General features: G+C 61.3%; 24 protein-coding genes. 15 read left to right on the top strand and 9 right to left on the bottom strand.

Going from position 1 to position 25526, the window contains the following annotated elements; all coding sequences use genetic code 11:
• Positions 1-49 precede the first annotated feature (49 nt).
• The 5 genes from KUF55_RS17585 (at position 50) to KUF55_RS17565 (ending at position 7467) form a co-directional block, all read left to right on the top strand.
• Positions 50-2032 carry an ABC transporter ATP-binding protein gene (locus KUF55_RS17585; protein WP_255557485.1) on the top strand — a complete coding sequence of 661 codons (1983 nt, stop codon included), beginning with the start codon at positions 50-52 and terminating at the stop codon, positions 2030-2032.
• Positions 2033-2305: 273 nt separating this feature from the next.
• Entirely contained in the window at positions 2306-4501 is a 2196-nt protein-coding gene (locus KUF55_RS17580) for an acyltransferase family protein (protein ID WP_218817484.1), read from the top strand.
• Positions 4502-4613: 112 nt separating this feature from the next.
• Positions 4614-5270, top strand: coding sequence for a pentapeptide repeat-containing protein (locus KUF55_RS17575; RefSeq protein WP_132360584.1), 657 nt, complete (start codon positions 4614-4616; stop codon positions 5268-5270).
• 129 nt (positions 5271-5399) lie between these two features.
• Positions 5400-6164 (top strand): CPBP family intramembrane glutamic endopeptidase, encoded by a 765-nt coding sequence (locus KUF55_RS17570; protein WP_132360582.1) that lies wholly within the window; start codon positions 5400-5402, stop codon positions 6162-6164.
• Between the two features lie 28 nt (positions 6165-6192).
• Positions 6193-7467, top strand: coding sequence for an MFS transporter (locus KUF55_RS17565; protein WP_370630926.1), 1275 nt, complete (start codon positions 6193-6195; stop codon positions 7465-7467).
• Here the strand turns inward: KUF55_RS17565 and KUF55_RS17560 are convergent.
• Together KUF55_RS17560 and KUF55_RS17555 are read right to left on the bottom strand one after the other, a co-directional pair.
• Entirely contained in the window at positions 7464-7748 is a 285-nt protein-coding gene (locus KUF55_RS17560) for a transcriptional regulator (RefSeq protein WP_132360580.1), read from the bottom strand. The genes KUF55_RS17565 and KUF55_RS17560 overlap by 4 nt on opposite strands.
• Positions 7749-7750: 2 nt before the next feature.
• The gene (locus KUF55_RS17555; protein WP_132360579.1) at positions 7751-8419 is read right to left on the bottom strand and encodes a hypothetical protein; all 669 of its coding nucleotides are present in this window, start codon (positions 8417-8419) and stop codon (positions 7751-7753) included.
• A 150-nt stretch (positions 8420-8569) separates the two neighbouring features.
• Between KUF55_RS17555 and KUF55_RS17550 the strand changes: the two genes are divergently transcribed.
• The 5 genes from KUF55_RS17550 to KUF55_RS17530 all read left to right on the top strand — a co-directional run bounded on the left by KUF55_RS17550 (position 8570) and on the right by KUF55_RS17530 (position 12886).
• The gene (locus tag KUF55_RS17550) at positions 8570-9925 is read left to right on the top strand and encodes an MATE family efflux transporter (protein WP_218817483.1); all 1356 of its coding nucleotides are present in this window, start codon (positions 8570-8572) and stop codon (positions 9923-9925) included.
• Positions 9926-10086: 161 nt separating this feature from the next.
• Positions 10087-11307 carry an alpha-hydroxy acid oxidase gene (locus KUF55_RS17545; RefSeq protein ID WP_132360575.1) on the top strand — a complete coding sequence of 407 codons (1221 nt, stop codon included), beginning with the start codon at positions 10087-10089 and terminating at the stop codon, positions 11305-11307.
• A gap of 42 nt (positions 11308-11349) precedes the next feature.
• Positions 11350-11922, top strand: a complete 573-nt coding sequence (locus KUF55_RS17540) for a DUF308 domain-containing protein (RefSeq protein ID WP_132360573.1) — start codon at positions 11350-11352, stop codon at positions 11920-11922.
• A gap of 38 nt (positions 11923-11960) precedes the next feature.
• A complete protein-coding gene (locus KUF55_RS17535; protein ID WP_132360571.1) occupies positions 11961-12266 on the top strand; it encodes a hypothetical protein in 306 nt (101 codons plus the stop codon).
• Between the two features lie 218 nt (positions 12267-12484).
• Positions 12485-12886, top strand: a complete 402-nt coding sequence (locus KUF55_RS17530) for a hypothetical protein (RefSeq protein WP_218817482.1) — start codon at positions 12485-12487, stop codon at positions 12884-12886.
• 79 nt (positions 12887-12965) lie between these two features.
• On the opposite strand, the gene KUF55_RS17525 is transcribed toward KUF55_RS17530, so the two are convergent.
• Together KUF55_RS17525 and KUF55_RS17520 are read right to left on the bottom strand one after the other, a co-directional pair.
• Complete coding sequence (locus KUF55_RS17525) at positions 12966-13295, bottom strand: hypothetical protein (protein ID WP_132360567.1); 330 nt, start codon at positions 13293-13295, stop codon at positions 12966-12968.
• Positions 13296-13352: 57 nt separating this feature from the next.
• The gene (locus KUF55_RS17520) at positions 13353-13907 is read right to left on the bottom strand and encodes a CGNR zinc finger domain-containing protein (RefSeq protein WP_132360565.1); all 555 of its coding nucleotides are present in this window, start codon (positions 13905-13907) and stop codon (positions 13353-13355) included.
• 220 nt (positions 13908-14127) lie between these two features.
• On the opposite strand from KUF55_RS17520, the gene KUF55_RS17515 reads away from it, so the two are divergent.
• Positions 14128-15024 (top strand): DMT family transporter, encoded by an 897-nt coding sequence (locus tag KUF55_RS17515; protein ID WP_132361246.1) that lies wholly within the window; start codon positions 14128-14130, stop codon positions 15022-15024.
• Between the two features lie 113 nt (positions 15025-15137).
• Here KUF55_RS17515 and KUF55_RS17510 read toward each other — a convergent pair whose 3' ends face one another.
• The 3 genes from KUF55_RS17510 to KUF55_RS17500 form a co-directional block, all read right to left on the bottom strand.
• Positions 15138-17444 (bottom strand): cation-translocating P-type ATPase, encoded by a 2307-nt coding sequence (locus KUF55_RS17510; protein ID WP_132360563.1) that lies wholly within the window; start codon positions 17442-17444, stop codon positions 15138-15140.
• Positions 17445-17516: 72 nt separating this feature from the next.
• Positions 17517-17849 carry a heavy-metal-associated domain-containing protein gene (locus tag KUF55_RS17505; protein WP_132360561.1) on the bottom strand — a complete coding sequence of 111 codons (333 nt, stop codon included), beginning with the start codon at positions 17847-17849 and terminating at the stop codon, positions 17517-17519.
• Between the two features lie 48 nt (positions 17850-17897).
• Positions 17898-18227 carry a metal-sensitive transcriptional regulator gene (locus tag KUF55_RS17500; protein WP_132360559.1) on the bottom strand — a complete coding sequence of 110 codons (330 nt, stop codon included), beginning with the start codon at positions 18225-18227 and terminating at the stop codon, positions 17898-17900.
• A gap of 83 nt (positions 18228-18310) precedes the next feature.
• On the opposite strand from KUF55_RS17500, the gene KUF55_RS17495 reads away from it, so the two are divergent.
• Together KUF55_RS17495 and KUF55_RS17490 are read left to right on the top strand one after the other, a co-directional pair.
• A complete protein-coding gene (locus KUF55_RS17495) occupies positions 18311-19579 on the top strand; it encodes a carbamoyl-phosphate synthase (protein WP_218817481.1) in 1269 nt (422 codons plus the stop codon).
• A 66-nt stretch (positions 19580-19645) separates the two neighbouring features.
• The gene (locus tag KUF55_RS17490; RefSeq protein WP_168150923.1) at positions 19646-19816 is read left to right on the top strand and encodes a hypothetical protein; all 171 of its coding nucleotides are present in this window, start codon (positions 19646-19648) and stop codon (positions 19814-19816) included.
• Between the two features lie 94 nt (positions 19817-19910).
• Here KUF55_RS17490 and KUF55_RS17485 read toward each other — a convergent pair whose 3' ends face one another.
• Positions 19911-20327, bottom strand: a complete 417-nt coding sequence (locus tag KUF55_RS17485) for a VOC family protein (RefSeq protein ID WP_132360555.1) — start codon at positions 20325-20327, stop codon at positions 19911-19913.
• Between the two features lie 514 nt (positions 20328-20841).
• On the opposite strand from KUF55_RS17485, the gene KUF55_RS17480 reads away from it, so the two are divergent.
• Positions 20842-21921, top strand: a complete 1080-nt coding sequence (locus KUF55_RS17480; protein ID WP_218817480.1) for a GAF domain-containing protein — start codon at positions 20842-20844, stop codon at positions 21919-21921.
• On the opposite strand, the gene KUF55_RS17475 is transcribed toward KUF55_RS17480, so the two are convergent.
• Complete coding sequence (locus KUF55_RS17475; protein ID WP_218817479.1) at positions 21918-23759, bottom strand: HNH endonuclease signature motif containing protein; 1842 nt, start codon at positions 23757-23759, stop codon at positions 21918-21920. The two genes, KUF55_RS17480 and KUF55_RS17475, sit on opposite strands and share 4 nt — an antisense overlap.
• Before the next feature lie 224 nt (positions 23760-23983).
• Between KUF55_RS17475 and KUF55_RS17470 the strand changes: the two genes are divergently transcribed.
• Complete coding sequence (locus tag KUF55_RS17470; protein WP_132360549.1) at positions 23984-25507, top strand: aldehyde dehydrogenase family protein; 1524 nt, start codon at positions 23984-23986, stop codon at positions 25505-25507.
• Positions 25508-25526: the final 19 nt, after the last annotated feature.

Genomic DNA, 25526 nt, shown 5'->3' with positions numbered 1-25526 from the left:
GGAATCAAACGAAGAACTCGAGGATTTTGACACCGCCGGTTCCTCCGACATGTTTGGGGACTCCGTCCCGGTGCGTAAGGCCAAGCACTTCTGGCCCTCCGCCAAGCGACTGGTGGGCCTCTTAGCCCCCGAGAAGCTGGGCATGAGCCTTGTGCTGCTGCTGGTCGCCGCCGGCGTGGTGCTCTCGGTCATCGCCCCGAAGATCCTGGGTAAGGCCATGGACGTGATCTTCGCCGGCGCCATCGGCAAGAACCTGCCGGCCAATGTTCCGGTGGCCACGATCATCGAACAGCTCCGCGCCTCCGGGCAGGATAATACCGCGGACATGTTCTCCAAGATGAACCTGATCCCGGGCGTCGGCATCGACTTCCCGCTGCTCAGCCGCTACATCCTGATCGTGCTCTCGATGTACTTCGTCGCCTCGCTGTTCATGTGGGCCTCGGGCTGGCTGCTCAACCGCCTGGTCATGAAGGTGGTCTATGGATTGCGCCGCGACGTGGAGAATAAGCTCAACCGGCTGCCGCTGAACTACTTTGATACCCGCCAGCGCGGGGACCTGCTAAGCCGCGTCACCAACGATGTGGATAACATCCAGAACGCGCTGCAGCAGGCCATCAGCCAGCTGGTGCAGTCGGTGCTCACGGTCATCGGCATCGTCATCATGATGTTCATCGTCTCCTGGCAGCTGGCCCTGATCGCGCTGATCGCCCTGCCGCTCTCCGCGGTGGCCGCCGGCGTCATTGGATCCCGCGCGCAGGGCATGTTCACCGCCCAGTGGAAAAATACCGGTGCGCTGAACGGACAGATCGAGGAGTCCTTCTCCGGCCACGATCTGATGAAGGTCTTCGGGCGCGAGGCGGACATGCTCAATCGCTTCCACGAGAAGAACGACGAGCTCTACAAGGCCTCCTTCGGCGCCCAGTTTGTCTCCGGGATGATCTTCCCGGTCATGAACTTCATCTCCTATCTGGCCTACGTCGGCATCGCCGTGGTCGGTGGGCTGCGTGTGGCCTCCGGGCAGATGTCGCTGGGCGATGCGACGGCATTCATTCAGTATTCCCGCGAATTCACCCAGCCGCTGGGGCAGATGGCCGGCATGGCCAACATGCTGCAGTCCGGTGTGGCCTCCGCGGAGCGCACCTTTGAATTGTTGGATGCCGATGAGCAGGAGGCCGACTCCGTCAGCGCGTCACTTCCGGCGCGTACCGACGGTCACGTTGAATTCCAGAACGTCACCTTCTCCTACTCGGAGGACAAGCCGCTGATCACCGATCTGTCCTTCGAGGCGCACCCCGGGCATACCGTCGCCATCGTCGGTCCCACCGGTGCGGGTAAAACCACGCTGGTGAACCTGGTGATGCGTTTCTACGAGCTGAACTCCGGAGCCATCACCCTGGACGGTGTTGACGTGACCACGATTAGCCGAGCCGACCTGCGGTCCAAGGTCGGGATGGTGCTCCAGGATGCCTGGCTCTTCGGCGGATCCATTCTGGAGAACATCCGCTACGGACGCCTGGATGCCACCGACGAGGAGGTCATGGCCGCGGCCAAGGCCACCTTCGTTGACCGGTTTGTGCGGGCCCTGCCCGATGGATACGAGACGCTCATCGACGAGGAGGGCACCAACGTGTCGGCCGGTGAGAAGCAGCTGATCACCATCGCGCGCGCCTTTGTGGCCAACCCGTCGTTGCTGATCCTCGATGAGGCGACCAGCTCCGTGGATACGCGCACCGAGCTATTGGTGCAGCACGCCATGGCGGCGCTGCGCAGTGACCGGACCAGCTTTGTGATCGCGCACCGCCTCTCCACCATCCGCGACGCGGATACCATCTTGGTGATGGAAGAGGGACGGATCGTGGAGCAGGGCAACCACGAGGTGCTGCTTGCCGCTCAGGGCGCGTACTACCGGCTCTACCAGTCGCAGTTCGCCGGACCGGCGGAGGACCCGGATGCCGAGGCGCCCGGTGGTGCCCCGGTGCTCAGTGGCATCGAAGCCGGCCAAGAGCCAGCGGACGAGATCCCCGGAGGCTAACCGGCTAGCGTTACGGCGTGACGCTCGGGGCGCGTCGGTGAGTGGGAGTAATTTTCCACCCAGCGACGCGCCCTTGCCGTGTCTGGCCCGCTGGGGTACTTTTCACGGTCGCGCTGGCGTGGCGCTCAGCGTCGAGGCGATCATGGTTGCGACGGCGCAACGTTCGCCGCCGAACTGGGCCTCAGACGCCCGCACCCATCGCCCCTGCGAGCAAGAGGGGTGTGGGACTTCGGACCCGGCTCGAGGCGCGGGCGGTGCACTAGGCTTACACAAGTGACAGCTCGCCCCAGCACCGAACCGGCCGAAAAACACCGTAAGACGGCCCCGGCCAGTGCTGCAGGTACCCTCCTGCCCGGTTCTTCGATGGGCTTCAGGCCAGAGATTCAAGGGCTGCGCGCGATCGCGGTGCTGATGGTCATCGTCCATCACCTGCGCCCCGGTGCGCTCAGCGGCGGCTTCATCGGCGTGGACATGTTCTTCGTTATCTCCGGGTACCTGATCACCGCGCACCTGTTCCGCGAATTCCGTGCCACCGGCACCATCAAACTTGCCAGTTTTTGGGCCCGACGCATTCGCCGGTTGCTGCCGCTGGCATTCACGGTGCTGCTGGCCATCGCCGCGGCGGTCTACGTTTTTATCCCCGCCACCGAGCACGGCACGATGTTTAAGCACATCGCCGCGGCCGGACTCTATGTGGAGAACTGGGCGCTGGTCGCAGAGGCCACCGATTACTCCGCCGCCGGGCAAATGGCCACCGCCGTACAGCACTATTGGTCGCTGTCCGTGGAGGAACAGTTCTACATTGCCTGGCCGCTGCTGCTGCTCGGCGCCGTGCTGCTGGCCAAAAAACTGCTTCCGGGCACCAAACGGACGCGCGGGGCAGCTCGCGCACCGGAACTGTACACAATTTTCCTGATCACCATGGGCACCATCACGGTGCTGTCCTTCGCCTACGGGCTGTGGATCACCGCCGCCAACCCGCCCGGCGCCTACTTTAATACCGTCGGTCGGGCATGGGAATTTGCGCTCGGCGGTGTGGTGGCGTTGCTCTGTGCCAAACGCGGAATCGGGTCGCTAGCCGGGTCCCTGCTGGGTTGGGGAGGGCTGATCACGCTGCTTCTCGGGGCCTGGCTGATCCCCGCCGATACCCGATTCCCCGGCACCGCGGCGTTAGTACCGGTGCTGGGCACCGCGGCCGTGTTGGTGGCCGCCGGTTCGCAACGTGCCTCCCTGCGTTTCATGTCCCACGCCCACTGGCTGTCAATCCGCCCGATGCGCTGGGTGGGAGATAAAAGCTACGGCGCCTACCTCTGGCACTGGCCGCTGATCATCATCGCCCCCTTTGTGCTGCACGCCGAACCCAAGTGGTACCACGAGGCAGGCATCGTTCTGCTGACCTTTGTCCTGGCCGCCGTGGCCCAGCGCCTCGTGGAGGATCCACTGCGCTTTGGTGCGCTGCTTCAGCCCGTGCGCAATACTCTGGTCTTTGCCCTGGCGGGCATGGTGGTGCTGGCGGGGGTGTCCTGGGCCGGCACGGCCGCCTCATCGGCATCTGCCAATTTGCCGCGACTGCCCATCACCGATTCCTGTTACGGCGCACGCACCATGGAGCATCCCGCCGACTGCCAGCCGGTAGCCTCAACCTTCGCCCCGTACCCATCGGCGGTGGCCGTCTCCCAGCAGGTGCGCGCACCGATGTTCCCGGGCTGTGAAGCAGACACCCTGCAGGTCGGAGAATCCAGCTGCCTGCTGGGGGAACGCGACCACCCCAGACTACGGATCGCGGTGGTGGGAGACTCGCATGCCTCGGCTTGGCTCCCCGCGCTGGAACTCGTCGCCAAGGAACGCGGGTGGGAACTGGTGACCCACATCCGTTCGGGCTGCAGTCCCAGTCTCGCGGCGTTGAAGGGATCCGAAACGCTCGGGGGTACCGCCCAGCGGCTGTGCACCGAGTCGATCCGTGCCCTCGGCCCGAAGCTGGCAGCCGACCAGAGCATCGACGCCATTGTGGTGGCGGCGCAGGGCAATAAACGCACCTGGGTCTCCTCGCCGGGCTACGAATTTACCCATCCGGCCACCCAGGGCTTCACCACTTTGTGGAAGAGCTGGAGCGACGCGGGCAAGAAGGTCGTGGTGCTGCACGAGGTGCCGCGGCTCGGTAATACCAACGTTCCCACCTGTGTGGCATCAAACCCCGACGACCCGCTGGCCTGTTCGGTAACGCGGAAGGTCGGCACCTCCATCACGCCCAACCTACAGCGCGCCCTGGCCAGTGACGAGGCGCCCAAGGGCATCCTCGGCGTGGATCTGACGGATCACCTCTGCAGTGACACGCAGTGTTTTGCGGTGATCGGATCGCTGATCACCTACTACGACAAGTCCCATCTCTCCCACGACTTCTCCGCCTCGCTGGCACCGGCGCTGGCGAAGGGCTTGGCCCAGGATCCGCTCTTCGCACCATCCCGGTAGTCCCGCGTTTCGCCAGAGCCTAGTGCCGCCCGCGCGTCAAGGACGGAGGGGGTGAGAAACCCCTCGCGGGCCCCGGCCTCAATCATCTCTCGCGCCACATAAGCTATTGCTCATGCCTGCCGTCGTAAAAGCTCCTCGCCTGCCCGCCTTCAAGGAACCCGCCACCGACGGGTCCGGAGATCTGACCGGGTTGGAGATTGATGGCCGGGCCGAACGGCTGCTTTTTGAATCCGACGATGCCGACGGTGTGGACCTAGAGGATGCGGTCTTCACCGAGTGCCACTTCCGTGCTGTCTCCCTGCAGGGTGCCGCGCTGACCCGCGTGACGTTTGGGGATTGCCGCATCGAAGAAGTTAACGCCCCGGTACTCGAGGCTCCCGATTCCGGCTGGTGGAACACCGAGGTGATCGGTGGGCGCATTGGCTCTGCCGAACTCTACGGCTCCACCTTCCGCTCGGTACGCTTTGAGCGGGCCAAGCTCGGTTACCTGAATCTGCGCCGTGCGAAGATCAAGGACGTCGAATTTCGCGATGTGCACATCGAAGAACTTGATGTTGGCGGGGCCAACCTGGAGCGCGTCACCTTCATCGACTGCACCATCGATACCCTGGCGCTGAACGGTGCCAAGTTAAAGGACGTGGATCTGCGCGGGGCGCGGTTGCGCACGCTCTCGGGGATCTCGGCACTGAAGGGGGCCACGGTGAGCTTTGAACAGCTTATGGATCTCGCCCCGATCCTTGCCAACGAGCTGGGCCTGCGCGTCGAGTAGTCGAGCCAGCGGCTACCGGGGGATAGACGGGCGCCGGGGTGGCCGGCGCCGGCGGCTGGTCTTAAGCGGGCATCGTGACTCACCCGCCACTGAACCTGAAGCCGTCTGCGACTCGGTAGGCTGGAAACCATGTCGCACACCCCGTACCCCCGTCCCGATGCCCCGAGCGCGCGAGGGCGCCAACCGGTTTTTGAGGCCGGGTCATTTCGGCGCGGCGATGGCGTGGTGCTGGGGATCTACGTGGTGCTTTTCATCTTCGGTGCGGCCTCACTGCTGGCACTGATCCCCGGATTTATGGGGGCCTTCAAGGATGCGGACTCGGCGCAATTTGCCGTGAACCTGATCATGTACGCCCTCGTCTTTACCGGGGTGATGATCGTGGCGTTCGAGGCACTGCGAGTCTCCTTCGCCACCTTCAAATATCACACCTGGCTCAAGGTGTTGATGATCCCCGGTGGCTGGCTGGGATCACTGATCATCAGCGCCATCGTGCTCACCGCGATGGGCAACCCGATCAAGAGCGAAAATCAGTTGGCCATCGAAGCAATGACCCGCTCGGTGCCGTTTTTAACGATGTTTGTGGTCACGGCGCTCATGGGCCCGCTGGTCGAGGAATACATCTTCCGGCACCTGCTGATCGGCAAACTCAGCCGCAAACTCAACGTGTGGGTGTGTGTGGGCATCTCGGTCGTGCTCTTTGCGTCGCTGCATTTCATCGGTGCCGGGTCCTTCGATCTGACCAGCGCGATTCCCTATCTCATGCTGGGCATCATGATGTCGGTGGCCTACGTGCTGACCGGAAAATCGCTGGCCTACTCCTACATGTTCCACGTTTTTAACAACTCGGTGGCGTTGATTCTTTCCTACACGCTGCTGCCGCTGTTGCCGCAATAAAATTCCTGACAGAAAGCCGCCCGCGCTCGTGAATCGCGTTCCCGAAGACCAGCCCGCGTCACCGTCCCCCTGGCAGGGGCACCGGCATGGAAGCGCCGGCTACCGCCGGATGATCCTTGCCCTCTTTGCCGCAGGTGTAGCCACCTTCTCCCAGTTGTACTCGGTTCAAGGTGTGCTGCCGGAGCTCGCCCGAGATCTCGTCATCTCCGAATCCGACGCAGCTCTTGCGGTTTCCGCCGCCACCCTGGGCTTGGCCACCTCGGTGCTGTTCTGGTCATTATTGGCCGACCGGATGGGCAGACTGCGTGCGATGAGCTTCGCGGTGTTGGCCGCCGTGGTGCTGGGGCTGGCAGTTCCCTTCTCCCCGGGGTATGAGGTCTTGCTGGTCCTGCGTTTCATTGAGGGGCTGGCGCTCGGTGGGATCCCCGCCGTCGCGTTGGCCTATCTTTCCGAGGAAATTTCGCCGCTGCATTCGGCCGTTGCCGCTGGTACCTATATCTCTGGAACCACCCTCGGTGGTTTGGCCGGGCGTCTGGTGGCCGGGCCGCTCAGTGAGTTTGTCTCCTGGCGCGTGGGCACCCTGGTGGTTTCCCTCATGGCCGCGGTTGCCGCCGCCGTGTTCATCACGATGGCGCCCAAGCCGCAGGGGTTTACGCCCGTGCCCTGGCGCAGCCCGCACCGGGTACCCCTGTGGAAAAAGTTGTGGATGAATCTGCGCAGGGGATCACTGCTGGTGCTTTATGCGCAGGGTTTTTTGCTGATGGGCGGTTTTGTGGCCGTGTACAACTATCTGGGTTTCCGCTTGGAGGCCGCACCATTTTTCATCCCCGCTTCCCTCGCGTCGCTGGTCTTTGTTGCCTACCTGTCCGGGACGTGGTCATCACGTAAATCGGGATCGATGGTGGCGCGCTTTAACCGCCTGCCGGTGCTGCTCTTCTGCATTGGACTGATGTCGGTGGGGCTGGCGGTCACGCTGGTGAATTTTTTGCCCACCGTGGTGGTGGGTTTGCTGATTTTTACCGCCGGGTTCTTTGGTGCACATTCGGTGGCCAACGGCTGGATCCCGATGCTGGCCATCGGTGGTCGGGCGCAGGCAGCCAGCCTGTACAACCTGGCCTACTATTCCGGTTCCTCGGTGTTCGGCTGGGCCCTGGGCTTCGCCTTTAATGCCGGGAACTGGGCCGGGTTGGTGCTGGCGGTGTTGTGCCTGCTGGTGTGTGCCGCGGTGCTGGCGCTGCTGGGTCTGCGCCGGGGCCCGGTCTCCGGCCCCGGCTCCGCACCGAGCTCTCTGCCCAGCTCTTAGAGCAGTTCAAGGAGCTGACGTTTGTAGGCCTCAAACGCTGCGGCTCCTTGGGCGGTGATGCCCACGAAGGTGGCCGGACTGCGACCCTGAATCACCTTGTTCTGCTGGATGTATCCGGCATCCTCGAGCTTGCGCAGATGCGTGGAGAGATTGCCCGCCGTCATCCCCAGGATGGTGCGCAGCTTGGGGAATGCGATCGTTTCGGCGGATCCTAGGGTGTTCAGTGAGGACATGACGCGCAGTCTGGCATCGGCGTGGATGACCGGATCAAGTTCGCCCATGGCTACTTCACCACCGGGAGCACGCGGCGCCGGGAGATCAGGGTCGCCGTACCCGCGATCATCAGCAGGATCGGGCCGCCGATGGCGAAGATGGAGATGAAGCCCGACGGGCCCGCCAGTAGCGCAGCAGCGTTCAGCACCGTGAAGCATGAGCCAAGGATGAACATGGTGCGGTCACCGAAGAGTGCGGCCCCGAGCATGTACATCAGGGACACCACCAGGATCGCGACGGCGTTGATCAGCCAGCCGATCTGCAATGCATCGGCGTGGGGGAGGAGCGTGGAGAAAAGTTTGGCCAGCGCCATGGAGAAGAGTGCCACGATGAGGAATCCCGCCATCCAGCTCATTCCGTAGGCCAAACCCGCGAAGGTGGAGTCACCCCGGATCTGGGATCCGGAACGGATGCTGATGATCGCCGTGTAAGCGATCGCCAGCAACAAGATGATGCCACCAATGATCAGTGCCGTGCCGTAGGGCAGGGGCAACCAGCCGAAGTTTGCTCCGTGGAGTAGGCCGTAGCCGATGAGGTAGGCAGCGGCCCAGACGAAGTAAATGATGGCGGGATTCGGGCCGATGGCTGCGCGGGTGGCCGCAGCGCTCTGTCCCATGGCGGCGAGGGCCGCCCGGGGATCGAATCCGTGTTCGGTGCTAGATGCTGGGTTGGTATTCATGATGTGTTGTCCTTTCGTCGCGGTGCAGTGGTGAGGAAGCTGGAGCGGAAGCGAAGGTTTATCTGCAAATCAGTTTGTAACGCAAACTGGTTTGTGTCAATAGGTTGATCAACATTCTTCGCTGCGGCCGTGCCCGGTAGTGTGGTGTTGGTGAAGCAACCGGCAAAAAAACAGGCGCTGACTCCCGAATCCTCGCGCGGACTGGGGCGCAGCATTCTGGCGCTTGCCATCCCCGCGCTGGGTGCCTTGATTGCCGAACCACTTTTCCTGCTGGCCGACATGGCCATCATCGGTCACCTGGGAATCAATGAGCTTGCCGGCGCCGGGCTGGGCACCACCATCCTGCAGACCGCCGTCGGACTGATGATTTTCTTGGCCTATTCCACGACCCCGGCCGTCGCGCGAGCCATGGGATCCGGGAACATGGGCAAGGCCATGGCGGCCGGACGGGACGGGATCGCCCTGGCCCTGGGGCTCGGCCTCATTCTCGCTGTGGTGGGCTTCTTTGGCGCGCCAGCGCTGGCCACGGCCATGGGGGCCACGGGTGAAGTGCACGGATTCGCCGTCGACTACATCCAATATTCCACTTTTGGCATACCTGCCATGCTGCTGGTCCTCGCCGCGACGGGCGTGCTGCGCGGCCTGCAGGACACCAAAACGCCGCTTTATGTGGCCGGCATCGGATTCGCCGCAAACATCGCGCTGAACTACGTGCTGGTTTACCCGTTGGGTATGTCGGTATCGGGTGCCGCATTGGGTACGTCAATCGCGCAATGGGGGATGGCGCTCATCTACTTGTGGATGCTGGTGCCGAGAATGCGCGGCTCGGAGCAGTCGCTGCGACCGAGTCTGAGCGGGGTGCTGAGTACCGGAAAGGTCGGATCTTGGCTCATGCTGCGCACCCTCAGCCTGCGTCTGGCACTGATCGCCACCGTCTGGGTGGCCACCGGGCAGGGAGCGCTCACGCTCGCGGCACACCAGCTGGTATTTACCATTTTCACGTTTATGGCCTTCGCGCTGGATGCTCTGGCCATCGCCGCCCAAGCACTGATCGGCAAGGAATTAGGTGCCGGGCATGCGGGCGCGGTGCATATCCTCACCAAAACCATGTCGCGTTGGGGCATCTACTTTGGGATCTTTACCGGCGCGCTGCTGGCGATCATCGCCCCCTTTGTGGGAGCGCTGTTCACCGCCGATGACTCGGTACGTCGGGCGACCATGGTGGGGGTGTGGATTCTTGCCGCGGCTCAACCCATTTGTGGGCTGGTGTTTGTCCTTGACGGGGTGTTGATTGGTGCTGGCGATGCGCGCTATCTGGCGATTGCCGGACTGATTACCCTGCTGCTCTACCTTCCGATGCTCTTTGTTATTACGCGCTTTGAACATTCGGGTGTTTCGGCCGTCGGGTGGATCTGGGTGGCGTTCGGGGTGGGGTTCATGGCCGCGCGTGCCATCACGCTGAGTTGGCGGGTGCGAAACGATGCGTGGATGCGGCTTGGGGCTTGAACCTCAGCAGGCAAGGCCCGCTGATTGCCGCAATATGGGTCAACACAGCTAACGGGAAATATCATCCCGTCGCCTGATATTTCGGCGGTGTTCACCACTCGCGCTACCTGCATCTGCAGAACCATAAAGATCATTTCCATGACAGAAAGCCGGATATACCCATGAAGCGTCGACTTCCGCAGATCTCCGAACTTCGCTCGCTGATGAAGTTTGAACCCATCAACTTGGACCGCCGTGCGGCACGTCTGGCCAAAGCCGCCGATGTGTGGGACCTGCGCGCCATCGCCAAGCGCAGGACACCCACCGCGGCCTTTGACTACGTGGACGGTGCCGCGCAGCGCGAACTGACCTACACCCGGTCCCGTGCGGTCTTCGATTCCATCGAGCTGCTCCCACGCATCCTGCACGGTACCGCCGACGCCGATCTATCCACCGTCATTGCCGGCGGCCCCTCGGCGCTGCCCTTTGGCATCGCACCCACCGGTTTCACCCGCTTCATGCATGCCGAAGGGGAAACCGGAGCAGTGCGGGCTGCCGCACGCGCAGGAATACCCTTTTCGCTCTCCACGATGGGCACCCGCTCGCTGGAGGAAGTGGCGGCTGCGGCTCCCGAATCCCGCCGCTGGTTCCAGCTGTACCTGTGGAAGGACCGGGAGAAGTCGCGCAAGCTGCTGGAGCGTGCCGCGGCGCAGGGCTACGACACCCTGTTGGTCACCGTCGATACTCCGGTGGCGGGTCAGCGCCTGCGCGATGCCCGCAACGGCATGGTCATCCCGCCGCGGCTGAACCTCAAAACCGTGCTTGATGCGTCCTACCGCCCGGAATGGTGGTTCAACTTCCTGAGTACCGACTCGTTGAAGTTCGCCTCACTGTCCAATACGAGCACCGATCTGCCGACGCTGATCAACTCGATGTTTGACCCCACACTTTCCTTTGCCGACCTGGAATGGATTCGCTCCATTTGGGCCGGGAAGCTCTTCGTGAAGGGTGTGCTGACCGCCGAGGACGCCCGCAAGTCGGTGGACGCGGGCGCCGATGGATTGGTGGTCTCCAACCATGGTGGTCGCCAGCTTGATCGTGCACCGATTTCCTACGAGGCGCTGGCCGATGTCCGATCCGAGGTGGGAACGGACATCGAGATTATTCTGGATTCCGGGATCATGTCGGGTGCCGATGTCGTTGCAGCACTCTGCGCCGGGGCGGATTTTGTCCTTATCGGCCGCGCCTACCTATACGGGTTGATGGCCGGTGGGGAACAGGGTGTCGACCGAGTCATCGAACTGTTGGCCAAGGAAATCCGCGTGACCATGCAGCTGATGGGTGCCGCGACGATTGCTGACCTCGGTCCCGAAATGATTCGTCGCCGGGCGGGACGCGAATAAGAGGAATAAGAGGCAGCGCGTATCGCCGGTAGACTTGTGCGTGTGCCTGCCGTAAAGATTCCCGCAACCATAGCCGCCGAAGTGGCGACGCCCGTGATGGGGCGAGCGTTGACCGCCGCCGTCTTCGCGCTCGTATCCATTTTCTGGCCCCATGCCAACAACCAAGTGCTGGCCTATTCGCTGGCCGCCTTCATGGTCATCAGCGCGAAGTTCATTTGGGACTATGCCTGCGCACCGAGCGCGCCGAAGTCGGTCCGTGGCCTCTACGCCATCGCAGCAGTCCTGATGCTGCTCGCCGGTCTGGTCATGGCGTTCCGTCCGGACACCACGGTGATAGTTATCGCTGCCTCCACCGCGTGGATCGTTGCCGGTGTGCTGGAGATTGTGGTTTATGCCAAGCACCACGCTCAGTTCCTGCCCTTCAAGGACCAGCTGGTCACCGGCTTTGTGTCGTTGGGGGTCGGTGGTGCGCTGCTGCTCGGTATGGGTATGGATGCTCATGCACTGCTCGGTTTGGCCGGCGGTGGCGCGATCATCCTGACCGTGTTTGAGCTGATCTCGGCCTTTGGCCTCAGGCACGCAGCCAAAGAACCCACACCCGGGCTTTGGAGCTAGACTAGACGATGAATCAAAAACCTGTAGGAGGGCCTTCCATGGGCAATACCCCAGCCGAGCAATCGAAGTCTTGGAAGCAGAGCATCAAGGCACCCCTATCCTTCTCGCTGGTCATGGCGATCATCGCTGGCGTTGTCGCCACCATCGCCGGCACCGGCGGAACCGATAACCCGTGGCGTTTGGACATCGGATTGGTGGCCTTCGGCGTCACCTTCGTTGCCTGCCTTCTGGTGATCTCCGTGATGACGATGGCCGGCAAGGAAAATCCGGAGGACCTGGGCACTGGATCGGGCGTTAACAAGTCCTCGATCACTCCGGACTCCAAGCCGAAGAACCAGCACTAAGAAGACACTCGTCATTGATGCCGCCCGGGGTTTCCCGGGCGGCATCAATGCTTAAGAAGCGTTCTTCGTGGTGCGCATGGATTGCTTGATAACCCGAGTTGACCAGCCACAACAGGTGCGCGACAGGGGGCGAATCCCCGGAAACCCGGACACACGCGCGGAGGTAGGCCATCAGTAATCAGGGCAAAACGGTCTTTGAGAAGGCGTCAATTTTTGCGGTGATGAGCGCATTTGCCATCTGTGTGCTCGCTTTTGTTGCGCTGCCATTTGTTGCAGGCATCGGTCTGACGGTGTGGTTCTTCGGGCCGGAATCGATCAAGGATGGTGCCCTGCCATGGATCCTGTATATCTGCGTAGGAACATTCATCGGCGTCATGCTCGCAGACTCGATCCTTGAACCACTCTTCGATCGTTACCTGCCTGGCCCACCGATCGCTGGAGAGGCACTTCAGTTTGTCATCGGAATTTGGGTCATCACCATGGGTTACCGGTTCTTCTTTACGGAGTATTTGCCGGCATTAAGCGCAGCAGTGCTCTCGGCGCTGGGGCTGCTGGTGTTCATTCCACTCATCAAGAGCTCGGAGAAGCGCTTTAAGCGCGCCGAAGCTGAGAGTGAATAAATTTCCGCTCCCGGCGCCGCTCGGCGGCTAGTTCTTCGGGTCTGGAGCCTGCGCTGAGGGCAGTTGTGGGAGCCGGAGCCTAGGCCACGGGTTCGGCGCTGTCTCGCCCACCCCAACGGTCTAGGAACTCCTCGTGAGAGAGTTCCTCCAGATCCGAACGCACCATCGCGACGAGGGATTCTGCTTCCTCGATGGTTCCAGCGTCCAAGCGCAGTACCTCGGCCTTATTATCGAGCCGGTGCACCACTACGGATGCGCCCACCACCTCGGACCCGTCCCCGCCGAAGAACCCATCCACCAAACCTGCTGCCCAGCGTACTGCGGCACGTACCGGACCGTTGTTGGATTTCTCCAAATCGGCCTCGTACTCGTCGGCGGCGTGCGATTGCGGTAGTTCTGCGCTGTTCACGGTTACTCCTCCGGTCGATGGACCGAAGGCAACTTCGGCTCTGGCTCCAGTGTATGTTCACACTTCGAGTTTTTGCTGAGATTTTCGCTGTCGATATGCCCGGACGTGCTCACGATTGGCACAATTTCCGGTGTCGCAATAGCGCTTGGATCGATTACGGGACAAGTCAAGCAGTACCGCCTCACAATCCGGTGCCGCACACACGCGAAGGCGTGAGAGCTCCGCGGATCGAAGTACATCGACCAGGGCCATGGCAGCTTCGACGGCCATGCGCTCGCTTAATGGTGCCTCAGGAGTCGTGGCATGAATGTGGTAGTTCCAGCCGTCGTGTTTGACCAGCTGCGGCATGGCCCGAGCGTTACGCAGGATGTTGTTGACCTGTTCCACGGCCTCGGCCTCGGCGCATTGCCAGAGCCCGGCGAGCTGGCTACGTAGTTGACGCACCGAGCGTAGTTCCGCGGAATCGTGAGTACGCGAGCCGGTGAATTTCTGATCGGCGAGGAAATCGTCGAGATCCTTGAGCGTCGTCAAATTGTCAGCTGACTCGTTCACGGAATTGATCAGTGCCACGATCGAACCAAGAGAGGTCTCTGTGTCAGGGGCAAAGATCATTATGACTCCTGTTAATGTGCGCGGATTGACGGAAGTGCGTTGCAACTCCTAGTGTCATGAGCATACATTCATTTACTCCTGACACGAGATTTGTCGCCACGCGATGACCAGGGTGTCGACGAGAGATATCCCTAGGGAGCGTGGCCGCGTGCCAAGAGAAGAAGTCTCCGCATCATTGGTATTGACCGAAGCATCCCCACGAGTGCAGGCCCGTCCGCGTATGGGCGGCGTAGGTATCGCGCTCTTCTCATCCGCCGTTTTCGGTCTCTCGGGGTCCTTCGCCAAATCGCTACTAGATTCGGGATGGAGTCCGGCCGCCGCAGTAACGCTCCGCATGACCGGTGCTGCGCTGGTGCTATTGGTTCCTACGCTCCTGGTGATGCGTGGGAAATGGTCACTCGTAGCCAGCAACTGGAAGTCCATCTTGCTCTTCGGCCTCTTTGGAGTAGGCGCCTGCCAATTCTTCTACTTCTTGGCGGTTGAACGCCTTGACGTGGGGGTAGCCCTGTTGCTGGAGTATCTGGCTCCCGTCATGATCGTGCTTTTCCTTTGGGTGCGGCATCGTAAAACGCCAAAGCTGATGACCATTGGTGGCACACTGCTGGCGCTGGGTGGGCTGGTGGCGGTCCTGGATCTCACCGGAGAGGCGAAGGTGGATCCGATCGGCGTGCTCTGGGGAATTGGTGCGGCGGTGGGCCTGACGGTGTACTTCTTTGTCAGTGCGCGGGCCGATGGTGCCCTGCCGCCGATCGCGCTTGCCACCGGCGGGTTATTCGTCGGTGCCGCGATGATGGGCCTGTTGGCCCTGATCGGCCTGCTGGAAATGAAGATAACGTTTGTCCCGGTGCGCTTGGCGAACTGGGAAACACAGTGGTGGGTCGCGCTTGGCGGTTTGATCCTGTTTTCCACCGTCTTGGCGTACGTCAGCGGGATCATGGCCGCCCGGGCATTGGGTTCGAAGCTCGCCTCGTTCATCTCGCTCACCGAAGTGCTTTTTGCGGTGCTGTGGGCATGGATGTTGTTGGGGCAATTGCCCGCGGGCATCCAGTTGCTCGGCGGGCTGCTCATTGTTGGCGGCGTGTTGTTGGTGCGTGCCGATGAATTGCGAAGCCCCTAACTGACTTGCTTCGTCGACCGATGTTCGGCCGCGCAGAACCCAGCAGAGCCGGAACCGGCCACCCTTGCTGGGGTGGCCGGTTCCGGCTCTGATGACTAGGTAGTTTCTATATTTTACTTGCGGCCAAAGCTGCGCAACCGCAACGAGTTTGCCACCACCAGGACGGAACTGGCCGCCATGGCCGCGCCGGCAATCATCGGGTTGAGCAATCCGAGAGCCGCGATGGGAATTCCCGCCGTGTTGTAGGCGAAGGCCCAAAACAGGTTCGTTTTGATGGTGCCCAACGTCTTACGAGAGAGCTCAATGGACTGGGCGACCTGCGCGAGGTCGTTCCCCATGATGGTCAGGTCCGCGGCCTCGATGGCCACATCCGTACCCGACCCCATCGCGATGCCCAGGTCCGCTTGGGCCAGTGCCGGTGCGTCGTTCACGCCGTCGCCGACCATCGCCACCACCTGGCCCTGCGCTTGCAACGTGCGTACGGCCTGGACCTTTCCCTCCGGCAAGACATCGGCAAAGACGTCCTCAGCTGCGATTCCGACCTGAGCCGCAACCTTTGCGGCCACCGCGGAATTATCCCCGGTGAGCAAAACCGGGCGCAATCCCAACTCCTTGAGCCGGGCAATCGCCGCCGCGGAGGTGGGTTTGATGGTGTCGGAGAGGTTGATGAGCCCCGCGAAGATGCCGTCGACCCCGACCATGATAGAGGTGGCTCCCGATTCTTGAGCTGTGCGCAGCAGAGCATGGTGCTCATCGCCCAGCGCGACGCCGTTTTCCTCCAACCAGCTCAATCGACCGGCAACCACGGTGTGCACCCCAACGCTCGCTCGCACTCCGCCGCCGGGGGCCGACGTGAATTCGGTGGCCGCTTCAAGCGGGGATTGACGAGCCGCCGCGGCGGTTATTGCGTGGGCGATGGGATGCTCGGATCCTGCTTCGGCGGCTCCGGCCAGTGCCAGTAGCGTGCGGGAGTCAACGTTGACGGCCGGTTCTGTGGACATCACGGCAAGGTCGCCCTCGGTAATGGTGCCTGTTTTATCCAGCAACACCGTGTCAATCTTCCGGGTGTCTTCCAAAACCTGCGGACCGCGGATCAAGATGCCCAGCTGAGCGCCCCGCCCGGTGCCCACCAACAGCCCGATGGGGGTGGCCAGGCCGAGGGCGCAGGGGCAGGCGATGACCAATACCGCGACAGCAGCGGAAAACGCGGTGTTCAGATCTCCGCCGAACGCCAGCCAGAGGACAAAGGTGAGAAGCGCAATTCCCAGCACAATGGGAACGAAGACGGCCGAAATTCTGTCCGCCAGCCGTGCGATGGGAGCCTTGCCAGTTTGCGCCTCAGAAACGAGGCGACCCATCTGGGCCAGTGTCGTGTCCCTGCCAACGCGAGTGGCACGCACCAGCAGTCGACCCGAGGTGTTGATGGTGGCTCCAATAACTGTGTCATCGGGCCCGACGTCGACGGGGAGCGATTCGCCGGTAACCAGCGCGGTGTCAACGGCCGACTGCCCGGTGACCACAAATCCATCGGTGGCGATCTTTTCTCCCGGACGCACGACAAACTCATCTCCGGGGATCAGTTCGGCGGCGGGAATCCTCGTTTCGACTCCATTGCGCAGCACCACTGCTTCCTTCGCGCCGAGATCCAGCAACGATTTCAGTGCATCCCCGGCCCTCGACTTGGCCCGTGCCTCTAGGTAGCGACCGAGTAAGAGGAAGGTTGCTACCACTCCGGCGGTCTCGAAGTAGAGCTGGTGATCGCTCATATTCATGCCGATGTGAGCAGTCATCATCGGATCGATGATCAACTGCCCCAGAGAGAAGAGGTAGGCCGCGAGTACCCCGAGAGAGACCAAGGTGTCCATGGTGGAAGCAAAGTGCCTGGCATTTATGGCCGCTGCCCGGTGGAAAGGCCATGCGGACCAAAGCGCCACGGGAGTGGCTAGGGCGAGCGCCACCCAACCCCAATGCGGAAATTGTGCACCCGGGACCATGGAGATGACGAACAGCGGAACAGTGAAGATGGCGGCGACGATCAGACGCTTTTTGAGATCGTTCCCCGCGGGTTCCTCAGCGTGGTTCATGCCATGAGCCATAGGCGCACCGGACGGAGTTCCCGGCCCAGCTTCCGCGGCCGCTCCATTGGCTACCGCTGCAACCGTTTCGGTGACGGCGAAAGGGTCAACTTTCACGCTAGCTTGGTAACCCGCGGCGGCAACCGTTGCAATGATTTGCTCCGTGCTCACCGATTCAGGGACGGTGACCTTGGCCGATTCCAGCGGCAGATTAACCAGGGCCTCAACGCCGTCGATCTTGCCGAGTTTCCGTTCCACCCGGCCAACACACGATGCGCAGGTCATGCCCTGAATGTCTAATTCGATGATGCGCTGGTTGGTGGGGAAGATGACCTCGTTGCTCATGATTCCATTCCTGTGTGATCGTTTGTTGGCCAAGCGGGGGAGTGGTGCTCCCCGACGGATCCGCGATGCTGTTTAGGCGCTCGCGGAAACTAGGGTGTAGCCGGCTTCCTGAACCGCTTGGGCCAGGGTTTCTTCTTCTACCGGAGTAGTGGTGGTGATCTCTGCGGTGGATGTGCCGCCGGCAGAGAGGAAGACCTCGACCTCGGTGACTCCGGCGATTTCCCGCAGTTCCTCGGTGACGGATGCGACGCAGTGGCCGCAGGTCATGCCGTCGATTTTCAGGGTGATGTGGTTCTGGGTCACTTTGTCCTCCGGTCGCATGGTGATGGTGAGTCCTTCATTTGAGTTGCTTGAGTTGCTTCCGCAACCGCAGCCGCCGCAACCGCAGCTAGATTCTTCGCTCATGATTTCTCCTTGGTAGTGATTCGTTGTGTTCTAAAGGTGGAGGGAAGCTCAGCGCAGAAGTCGCCCAATAGCGGTGGTGACCTCTGTGACCTTCTCGTCCACATAGGACTTGTCGCCGGTTTGAATGCTTTGCTCTGCAGCATTCACAACACAGTGGGAAATGTGCTCTTCAACTAGCCCCAAGCTCACCTTGTGCAGGGCGGCATTGATGGCAGAAATTTGTGTGAGGATGTCGATGCAGTACTTGTCCTCGCTGACCATCTTGTTGACGCCACGGACTTGACCTTCGATGCGGCTTAGCCGCTTCAGCAGTGCTTCTTTATTCGCGGTATATCCGTGCCCGACGTGCTCGTCGAGTGTTGGGGCAGTGTTTTCCATGCCTCTAACAATACCCCCGGTGGGTATATTGTCAAGTACCCCCATGGGGTATGCGATTTGTTGGGGGTTGATAGTTTTGGTTCATGCAGATCAACGAGAACCAGCCCTTTGTCCCAGTCATTTTGGGCGGTGACATCGGCGCCTACTCGTTGGCGCGGGAGTTTCACGAACAGTACGACATCCATTCGGTCTTGGTCCCATCGGTACTGACCGGAATCACTGAGCACTCACAAATCCTGCTGCCACGTCCCTTTGAGCAGCAGGAAGACGCTGCCGCCTTCGCCGCTTTCGTCGCAAATTTGGGCCGCGAGTTCGGCGGCTCCAATGGGACCAAGCGACCATTGTTGCTGCTCGGTGCTGCCGACCAGCACATTCGTTTCATCGCCACCCACGCCGATGAACTGTCCGAATGGTTCACCATCCCGTATGTAGGGAATGCGGAACTGGACAGGGCCACGGAGAAGGATGCCTTCTATCAGCTATGCCGGGAACTCGGTGTCAGCTACCCGGCCACCGTTGTGCACGACTGCGCAAACGGCTCGGTTGATGGGGCGCAAATCGCGGCGGAACTAGCGGCCGAGGGCGTTCCTTTCCCGGCCATTGTGAAGCCTTCGGATGGAGTTGCCTGGGGGCAGCTGAAATTCGCCGGCAAGAAAAAAGTCCACACCGTTGCATCCCTGACTGAGCTCACCGAGCTCATCAGCAAAGCCACCCTTGCGGGCTACGCAGGCACACTCATCGTTCAGGACCTGATCCCCGGTGGGGATAGCGGCATGCATCTGGCCACGTTCTTCAGCGACCGCGAAGGCAAGGTTCGTTTCGTTTCGTGCGGGCGCGTCATCGTGGAAGAACATGCCCCGGGGGCGCTGGGTAACTCTGCTGCCATCGTTGCCCAGCCGAACGACGTTGCCGTGGTTGAGGGAATTCGCTTGCTTGAGGAACTGGGCTGGACCGGCTTCTCAATGTTCGACATGAAGCTTGATCCGCGCGACGGAACGTACAAGTTCTTCGAATTGAATCCGCGGTTGGGCCGCAACCACTTCTACGTCACCGCCGCCGGTCACAACGTCACGCGCTTCTATGTTGAGGAGTACCTGCGCGGTGGGCTCACCGGTGGGGATGATCTGCAGGTGGCCACCAACCGCCATCTCTATAACATTCTGCCCTTGAGACTCTTGCGCCGCTATGTGCCAAGCGACATGAAGACCGGTGTTGATGAGCTCATATCGACCAAGCAATACAGCCATCCCCTGTACTACAAAAAGGAAACCAACCCACGGCGTTGGTTCTACATCCTTGTCAGCACGCTGAATCACTTCCGAAAGTTCAAACGGCACCACCCGGCATCCTAGAGTTCTTCTCTCAACTCGGCGTAGAGTGAGTGCACTTTAGGTCTTGGTGGTTCAAGGGAGAAAAACATGGGTGACTACAAGTTGTACTCGGATGCGGAACGCGCCACCTATCTGGCGCCTTCCTGCGAACTTTGCGGCCAGCATCGGCACGTCGTCTGGGAAGACAAGGGTGAAGGCCAGGCGCATTGGGCACCGCGGGATGCAGGCTGCGCCAATGAGGCCTGCACGGCAAAGTAGCAGCGGCAGGCAAAACCAGCATTTTGTGTATAAGAGTGTGCCGCCAAGTACCTGTATCTTGGCGGCACACTCTCGTGTTGTGTTTTGGCCTTCTTTAGGCTCCTGGGGTAGCTTCCATGTCCATCCATCCGACTTCCCATTCGTGTCCGTCTGGGTCAAGGAACGCTACCGAGTACATGCCCGGGAACTCCTCGGCGGCCTCGCGGTAGATGGTGCCACCGTGGGCGAGGGCGCGACGGGCGAACTCGTCGACTTCCTCGCGGGTCTCCCCGCTGATGGCGTTGAGGACCTCACGCGGTCCTGCTCCGTAGGTTGCTTTGTCCCCGTTACGCAAGAATGAGGAGTAGAACTCCTCGGAGAGCACCATGACCCAGATGGTTTCGGTGATCATCCATGCGGTGGCGACTTCGTTGGAGAAGTCTGTGTTCTTTTCGAATCCTAGACCGGCATAAAAAGTATCCGATGCTGCGAGATCCTTGGTGGGTAGATTGACGAAAATCATTCGGGCCATGGGGCCGCTCCTTTTCTTGGGGAACCATGAATGGACGGGACGTCTCCGGCACCAATGATCCGCGTTCGCTGGGGGCAAGGCAAGAGAAAACTCATATGCAATGGAGCGGGTCAGGTTGTGAAACTGATGTCGGGGCGATCCCGAGCATTGACCTGTGTGAATCCCAGCGGGGTTCTTTTGTCGCGAAATCTCCCCTAAGCTTGGGGCTAAATCGTGAAGGGGATCACGTCGAGAGTTGTATTGCTGCTCTCACTCGGTGTCTCCACACCACGGAAGGCCAATGATGTCTCTGATTTCTCCTGCCGCCATGGCGCTGCAGCGCCATGCGTTGGCCGCACATGAGACTCTTGGGGGAGGATCCGATAATCATGTGGCGTGGCAATTGCGCGATGTCGTCCGTGAATCATGGATGCGTTCCCTTGAGTACAAGGAGATAGCAGCCTCCAATGCTCATACGGTGCTTAGTGATGACGCCTTGCATGAATTACGTAGTGCCTCACCGTTAAGGTTGGTGTTGCCGGTCTTTGATCGTTTACTTCTTGATACGACCCGCGATGCGGGCCTTCTTCTGGCCATCGGCGATCCGACGGGACGTCTTCTGTGGGTGAAGGGTGAACGTCAAATTTTGCGAGCGGCCGAAGCAATGGCTTTTGTGCCTGGATCGGACTGGTCCGAACGGGCCGTTGGGACCTCGGCGCCGGGAACAGCACTGGTCACCGGTCGGGGAGTTCAAGTTTCGGGTGCCGAACACTTTGATTCCATTGCCCATCACTGGAGTTGCTCTGCGGTTCCCATCCACTCGCCTGATAGTGGTGAGCTGTTGGGGGTGGTTGACCTGACCGGTGGAGAAGCCGCGGTGGGTGGCTATTCCCTCGCGCTCCTCAAGGCTGCGGTCGCCGCAGCCGAATCTGAATTGCGATGGCACGAGGACCATCTCGAGGTGCCGCGGAAAACGTTCGTGGGTGTGAGTGGTGGCAAACGAATCCCGACTCCTTCCTCAACGCCAATTCTGGCTGTGACGACCGGAGCTGGAGCGGAACTCCGGTGCGGCGAAGCGACCTTGGAGTTGGGCACCCGGCATGCAGAGTTGCTTGTTTTGCTCTCGTGGCATGCGCGTGGGCTAACAGGCGAGGAGCTCGTCGAGTTATTACATATCAATCCTGACACCGCCGATCTGGGAACCCTGCGGGCGGAATTCGTTCGTTTGCGGAAGGCCATGGCGGATTTTGATCCGAGGATTGTGCCGCTATCGCGACCGTATCGCCTGCCTCAGCCGCTGATTTGTGATGCACGTGAGGTGTTGCGGGCCATTGAAGGAGGGCGGCTGGACGATGCCTTGGATCATTATGCGGGGCCAGTCCTCGTTCGTTCGATGGCACCGGGCATTGAATCGATCCGTGAGCAAGTTTTTGCCGCTCTCCGTCAGGCTATGTTGCAGGACGGTAATGATACGCAGCTGTTGCGTTTTATGGAGCTGCCCGAGGTGCAAGGCGATGAGGAAGTCCTCACGACCACCTTGCAGGTGCTTCCGGCCAAGTCGCCGCATCGTGCACTAGTCGTCGCGGCCTTGGAAAGCATTGGGCCCGCGGTTTAGTCGGTGAATAGGGGCGGGATAAACCCCACCGTCCGCAACTCCGGATGCCACCACAAATTACGTTCCGGATCACCACGCGGCTGACCCGCCCGCTCAACCACATACGGAATCCCGTCGATCATCCTCAGCGTGATCAACCCAGCATGAATCTGCAAATGATGATAACCACACGTCAAAGCCCCATTAGCCACACTTGTCACCCCGCCATCCAGCCAAGACTTCACATGATGAGCCTCGGTGGTGGACGCCGGACGATGACATCCCGGGATGCAACACCCTCGATCACGCATCGCTAGAGCCTTGCGCTGGGCCGGGGAGAAGCCGCGCACCTCGCGACCCAAATCCAGAATCTCCCCCTGACTCCCCAGCACCGCGGGCAAGATCCCAGCATCGCAGGCCAGTCGACGAATATTCTCCGCCGAAACCACCCGGCCGTGCCCGGTGATACCCGCAGTTTCACATTGACCCAGTAGCGACTGATAGTCGATCAGCACCCCGACCCTGACCGGCAGGCCACCGGATTCACTCAGGGCGGTACCGGTGAGAGATCCGTTGATCGAGGCAATGATGCCATCGAGTAAGAGTTGCGGGGTGGTGCGTGGATCCACCAAACCCAGCATGTCACCGCTGCCGGTATTGGTGTTGGTGTTGGTGGTGTTATCTGTGCCGTTGCTGGTCGCTACCCCATCGACCCACGAACTCAGCGGCACCTGATCCGGAGCCATCCCCGGGGCAATCGCCCACGCCGGAGCGGGAATCCCCACCGGCGCCACGGGGCGGGTCACGGGCTTGCGAGCGGTGGCCTGGCCGTCACAATTTCCGGCACCGACCGTAGGTGGGCCGACCGTAGGTGGGTCGACGGTGTGTGGGCCAGCGGTGGAGGCAGAAACCGGTGGGACCTTGTTCGAGCGCGGGTTGGACCAGGCTTCACCAAACGACTCAATCGATTCGGCATCGATCGGATCACACCTCAGCAGATACTCGGCGAACCCTTCACGCACGCCACGGTAGAACATGCCCCGCTTGGCCCGAATCTCTTCGTCGGTCATCGGTGCCCCGTTCGTTTCCAGATAGGCACCCCAATCGCTCAGGGCCTTGTGCGCGTTTCGAGGTTCGGCGGTGCGTGCCTCATGAGCCAGGGATTCTTCGATGGCGGTGTTCAGCTTTGAAGCGTCTTCGCGTTGATGGATACGCGGCTGCATCCCTTCAAGCCGTCCGGCCAGTTGGGCTAAATTGCCAACATCCGCGGTCCCATCGGCGGCTGCCTGCGCCAACACCGGAAACAGTGGAGGAGCCAAAGTCGACTCAGTACCGGTGCGACCCATGGTCCACTCGGTGCTGGAGAAGTCCATGTCTGGTCCCGGGAGCGGGGCGGCAAGCCCAAATGATGGGGCTGGGGCGACCAGCAGGCGTGCACCGGTGAGTCGGCGGCGGGCCTCGGAAGCGGAAATGTGGAGGTGGGCTTGGAGGTAGGCGGCGGTATTGCGGTGCTGAGCCATCCCCGTGCACATCCGCTCCGCTGGTATGGCGGTGGTGCCATCGGCCAGGGCTTGTGGGGCGGCGGCGAGAGCATCAAGGTGCGTGGCGGTCTCCGGGTCCAAGCGGTAGATCTGGTTGACCTCGGCGTGGAAGGTGGCATGAAGTTGGCCGTAGGCGATGGTGCGTTGGGTGTTCTCAAGCAGGCCCAGGATGAGGGCGCTGGAGGCCGCGTCGGGGTTCAGGGTGGTGAGTTCTTCCACGGTCGAGCGCGCGTCAAGGAGGACCGCGGCCAGGTTCCTGACCGTGGTGCTGATGCGTGCTTGCCTCCCTGAGGCGCTGGGTGTGGCGGAAGAATTCATGGACCCAGTCTGCGCCGCTGAACACACCACCCGCGGCCGGGGAAGTGGTCTGTGGGGAGAAGCGGCGGAGTGCCGGAGGCCGGGATCAACCGGTGCGGGGAAGTGAAGCGGTGCGCCAATCGATGTGGGGGCAACGTAGCGCCGGTGATGCAACGTTGCCGCAACGTGAGTGTGAGTAGGCTCACATCCAAGAGCAGTGTTACCACCGAAAACAAGGAGTCATCATGACGGTCTACGCCAACCCGAACACCGAAGGATCCCTGGTCAACTTCAAGTCCCGCTACGAGCACTTCATTGGCGGGCAGTGGGTGGCGCCGGTCAAGGGGCAGTACTTCGAGAACATCACCCCGGTCACCGGCAAGGGCTTCTGCGAGGTAGGCCGCGGCACGGCCGAGGACATCGAAGCGGCGCTGGATGCGGCGGAAGCAGCGGCCGGACCGTGGGGCAAGAGCAGCCCGGCGTCGCGTGCGGTGATCCTGAACAAGATCGCTGACCGCATGGAAGAGAATCTGGAAATGTTGGCCGTCGCCGAGTCGTGGGACAACGGCAAGGCGGTGCGCGAGACCATCAACGCCGACATGCCGCTGGCCATCGACCACTTCCGTTACTTCGCCGGTTGCATCCGTTCCCAAGAGGGCAGCCTTTCGCAGCTGGACGAGAACACCACGGCCTATCACTTCCACGAACCGCTGGGCGTCGTCGGACAAATCATCCCGTGGAACTTCCCGATCCTGATGGCCGTGTGGAAGTTGGCCCCGGCGCTGGCAGCCGGCAACGCCATCGTACTGAAGCCTGCGGAACAGACCCCGGTCTCGATCCTGGTGCTCATGGAGCTGATCGGCGATCTGCTCCCGGCCGGGGTGTTGAACGTCGTCAACGGATTTGGTGTTGAATGCGGTAAGCCGTTGGCCTCGAACAAGCGCATCCGCAAGATTGCGTTTACCGGCGAGACCACCACCGGCCGGCTGATCATGCAGTACGCCTCCGAGAACCTCATCCCCGTGACGCTGGAGCTGGGCGGCAAGTCGCCGAACATCTTCTTCGAGGACATCGCCGATAAGGACGATGCGTTCTACGACAAGGCCAAGGAAGGCTTCACAATGTTCGCGCTGAATCAGGGCGAGGTCTGCACCTGCCCGTCGCGCGCCCTGATCCAGGAATCGATCTACGACACGTTTATGCCCGAGGTCATCAAGCGCACCGAGGCCATCAAGCAGGGCAACCCGCTGGACACCGAGACCATGATGGGCGCTCAGGCCTCCAATGACCAGCTGGAGAAGATCCTGTCCTACCTGGACATCGGTAAGGCCGAGGGAGCCAAGGTGCTCACCGGTGGTGGCCGCGCGGAACTTGGTGGGGATTTGGAGGGTGGCTACTACGTGCAGCCGACCATCTTCGAGGGCCACAATAAGATGCGTATCTTCCAGGAGGAGATCTTCGGTCCCGTCGTCTCGGTGGCGAAGTTCTCCGGGTACGACGAGGCGATCGAGATCGCCAATGACACGCTCTACGGACTGGGCTCGGGAGTGTGGAGCCGCAATGGCAACACCGCCTACCGTGCCGGACGTGACATCCAGGCCGGCCGCGTCTGGGTCAACCAGTACCACGCCTACCCCGCGCACTCCGCGTTTGGCGGCTACAAGTCCTCGGGCATCGGACGCGAAAACCACAAGATGATGCTTGATCACTACCAGCAGACCAAGAACCTGCTCGTCTCCTACTCGGAAGACAAGCTCGGCTTCTTCTAAAGAGCAGCACCGCACCCGT

The organism is Paeniglutamicibacter sp. Y32M11, assembly GCF_019285735.1.
GTDB lineage: Bacteria > Actinomycetota > Actinomycetes > Actinomycetales > Micrococcaceae > Paeniglutamicibacter.
Note: the sequence above shows the minus strand (reverse complement) of the source record. Positions and strands in the feature narration are given on the sequence as shown.

Coding starts and splice junctions, on each gene's coding strand:
- KUF55_RS17585 (WP_255557485.1), top strand. CDS start 50: ATGTTTGGGGACTCCGTCCCGGTGCGTAAGGCCAAGCACTTCTGGCCC.
- KUF55_RS17575 (WP_132360584.1), top strand. CDS start 4,614: ATGCCTGCCGTCGTAAAAGCTCCTCGCCTGCCCGCCTTCAAGGAACCC.
- KUF55_RS17570 (WP_132360582.1), top strand. CDS start 5,400: ATGTCGCACACCCCGTACCCCCGTCCCGATGCCCCGAGCGCGCGAGGG.
- KUF55_RS17560 (WP_132360580.1), bottom strand. CDS start 7,748: ATGGGCGAACTTGATCCGGTCATCCACGCCGATGCCAGACTGCGCGTC.
- KUF55_RS17555 (WP_132360579.1), bottom strand. CDS start 8,419: ATGAATACCAACCCAGCATCTAGCACCGAACACGGATTCGATCCCCGG.
- KUF55_RS17545 (WP_132360575.1), top strand. CDS start 10,087: ATGAAGCGTCGACTTCCGCAGATCTCCGAACTTCGCTCGCTGATGAAG.
- KUF55_RS17535 (WP_132360571.1), top strand. CDS start 11,961: ATGGGCAATACCCCAGCCGAGCAATCGAAGTCTTGGAAGCAGAGCATC.
- KUF55_RS17520 (WP_132360565.1), bottom strand. CDS start 13,907: ATGATCTTTGCCCCTGACACAGAGACCTCTCTTGGTTCGATCGTGGCA.
- KUF55_RS17515 (WP_132361246.1), top strand. CDS start 14,128: ATGGGCGGCGTAGGTATCGCGCTCTTCTCATCCGCCGTTTTCGGTCTC.
- KUF55_RS17510 (WP_132360563.1), bottom strand. CDS start 17,444: ATGAGCAACGAGGTCATCTTCCCCACCAACCAGCGCATCATCGAATTA.
- KUF55_RS17505 (WP_132360561.1), bottom strand. CDS start 17,849: ATGAGCGAAGAATCTAGCTGCGGTTGCGGCGGCTGCGGTTGCGGAAGC.
- KUF55_RS17500 (WP_132360559.1), bottom strand. CDS start 18,227: ATGGAAAACACTGCCCCAACACTCGACGAGCACGTCGGGCACGGATAT.
- KUF55_RS17495 (WP_218817481.1), top strand. CDS start 18,311: ATGCAGATCAACGAGAACCAGCCCTTTGTCCCAGTCATTTTGGGCGGT.
- KUF55_RS17490 (WP_168150923.1), top strand. CDS start 19,646: ATGGGTGACTACAAGTTGTACTCGGATGCGGAACGCGCCACCTATCTG.
- KUF55_RS17485 (WP_132360555.1), bottom strand. CDS start 20,327: ATGGCCCGAATGATTTTCGTCAATCTACCCACCAAGGATCTCGCAGCA.
- KUF55_RS17475 (WP_218817479.1), bottom strand. CDS start 23,759: ATGAATTCTTCCGCCACACCCAGCGCCTCAGGGAGGCAAGCACGCATC.
- KUF55_RS17470 (WP_132360549.1), top strand. CDS start 23,984: ATGACGGTCTACGCCAACCCGAACACCGAAGGATCCCTGGTCAACTTC.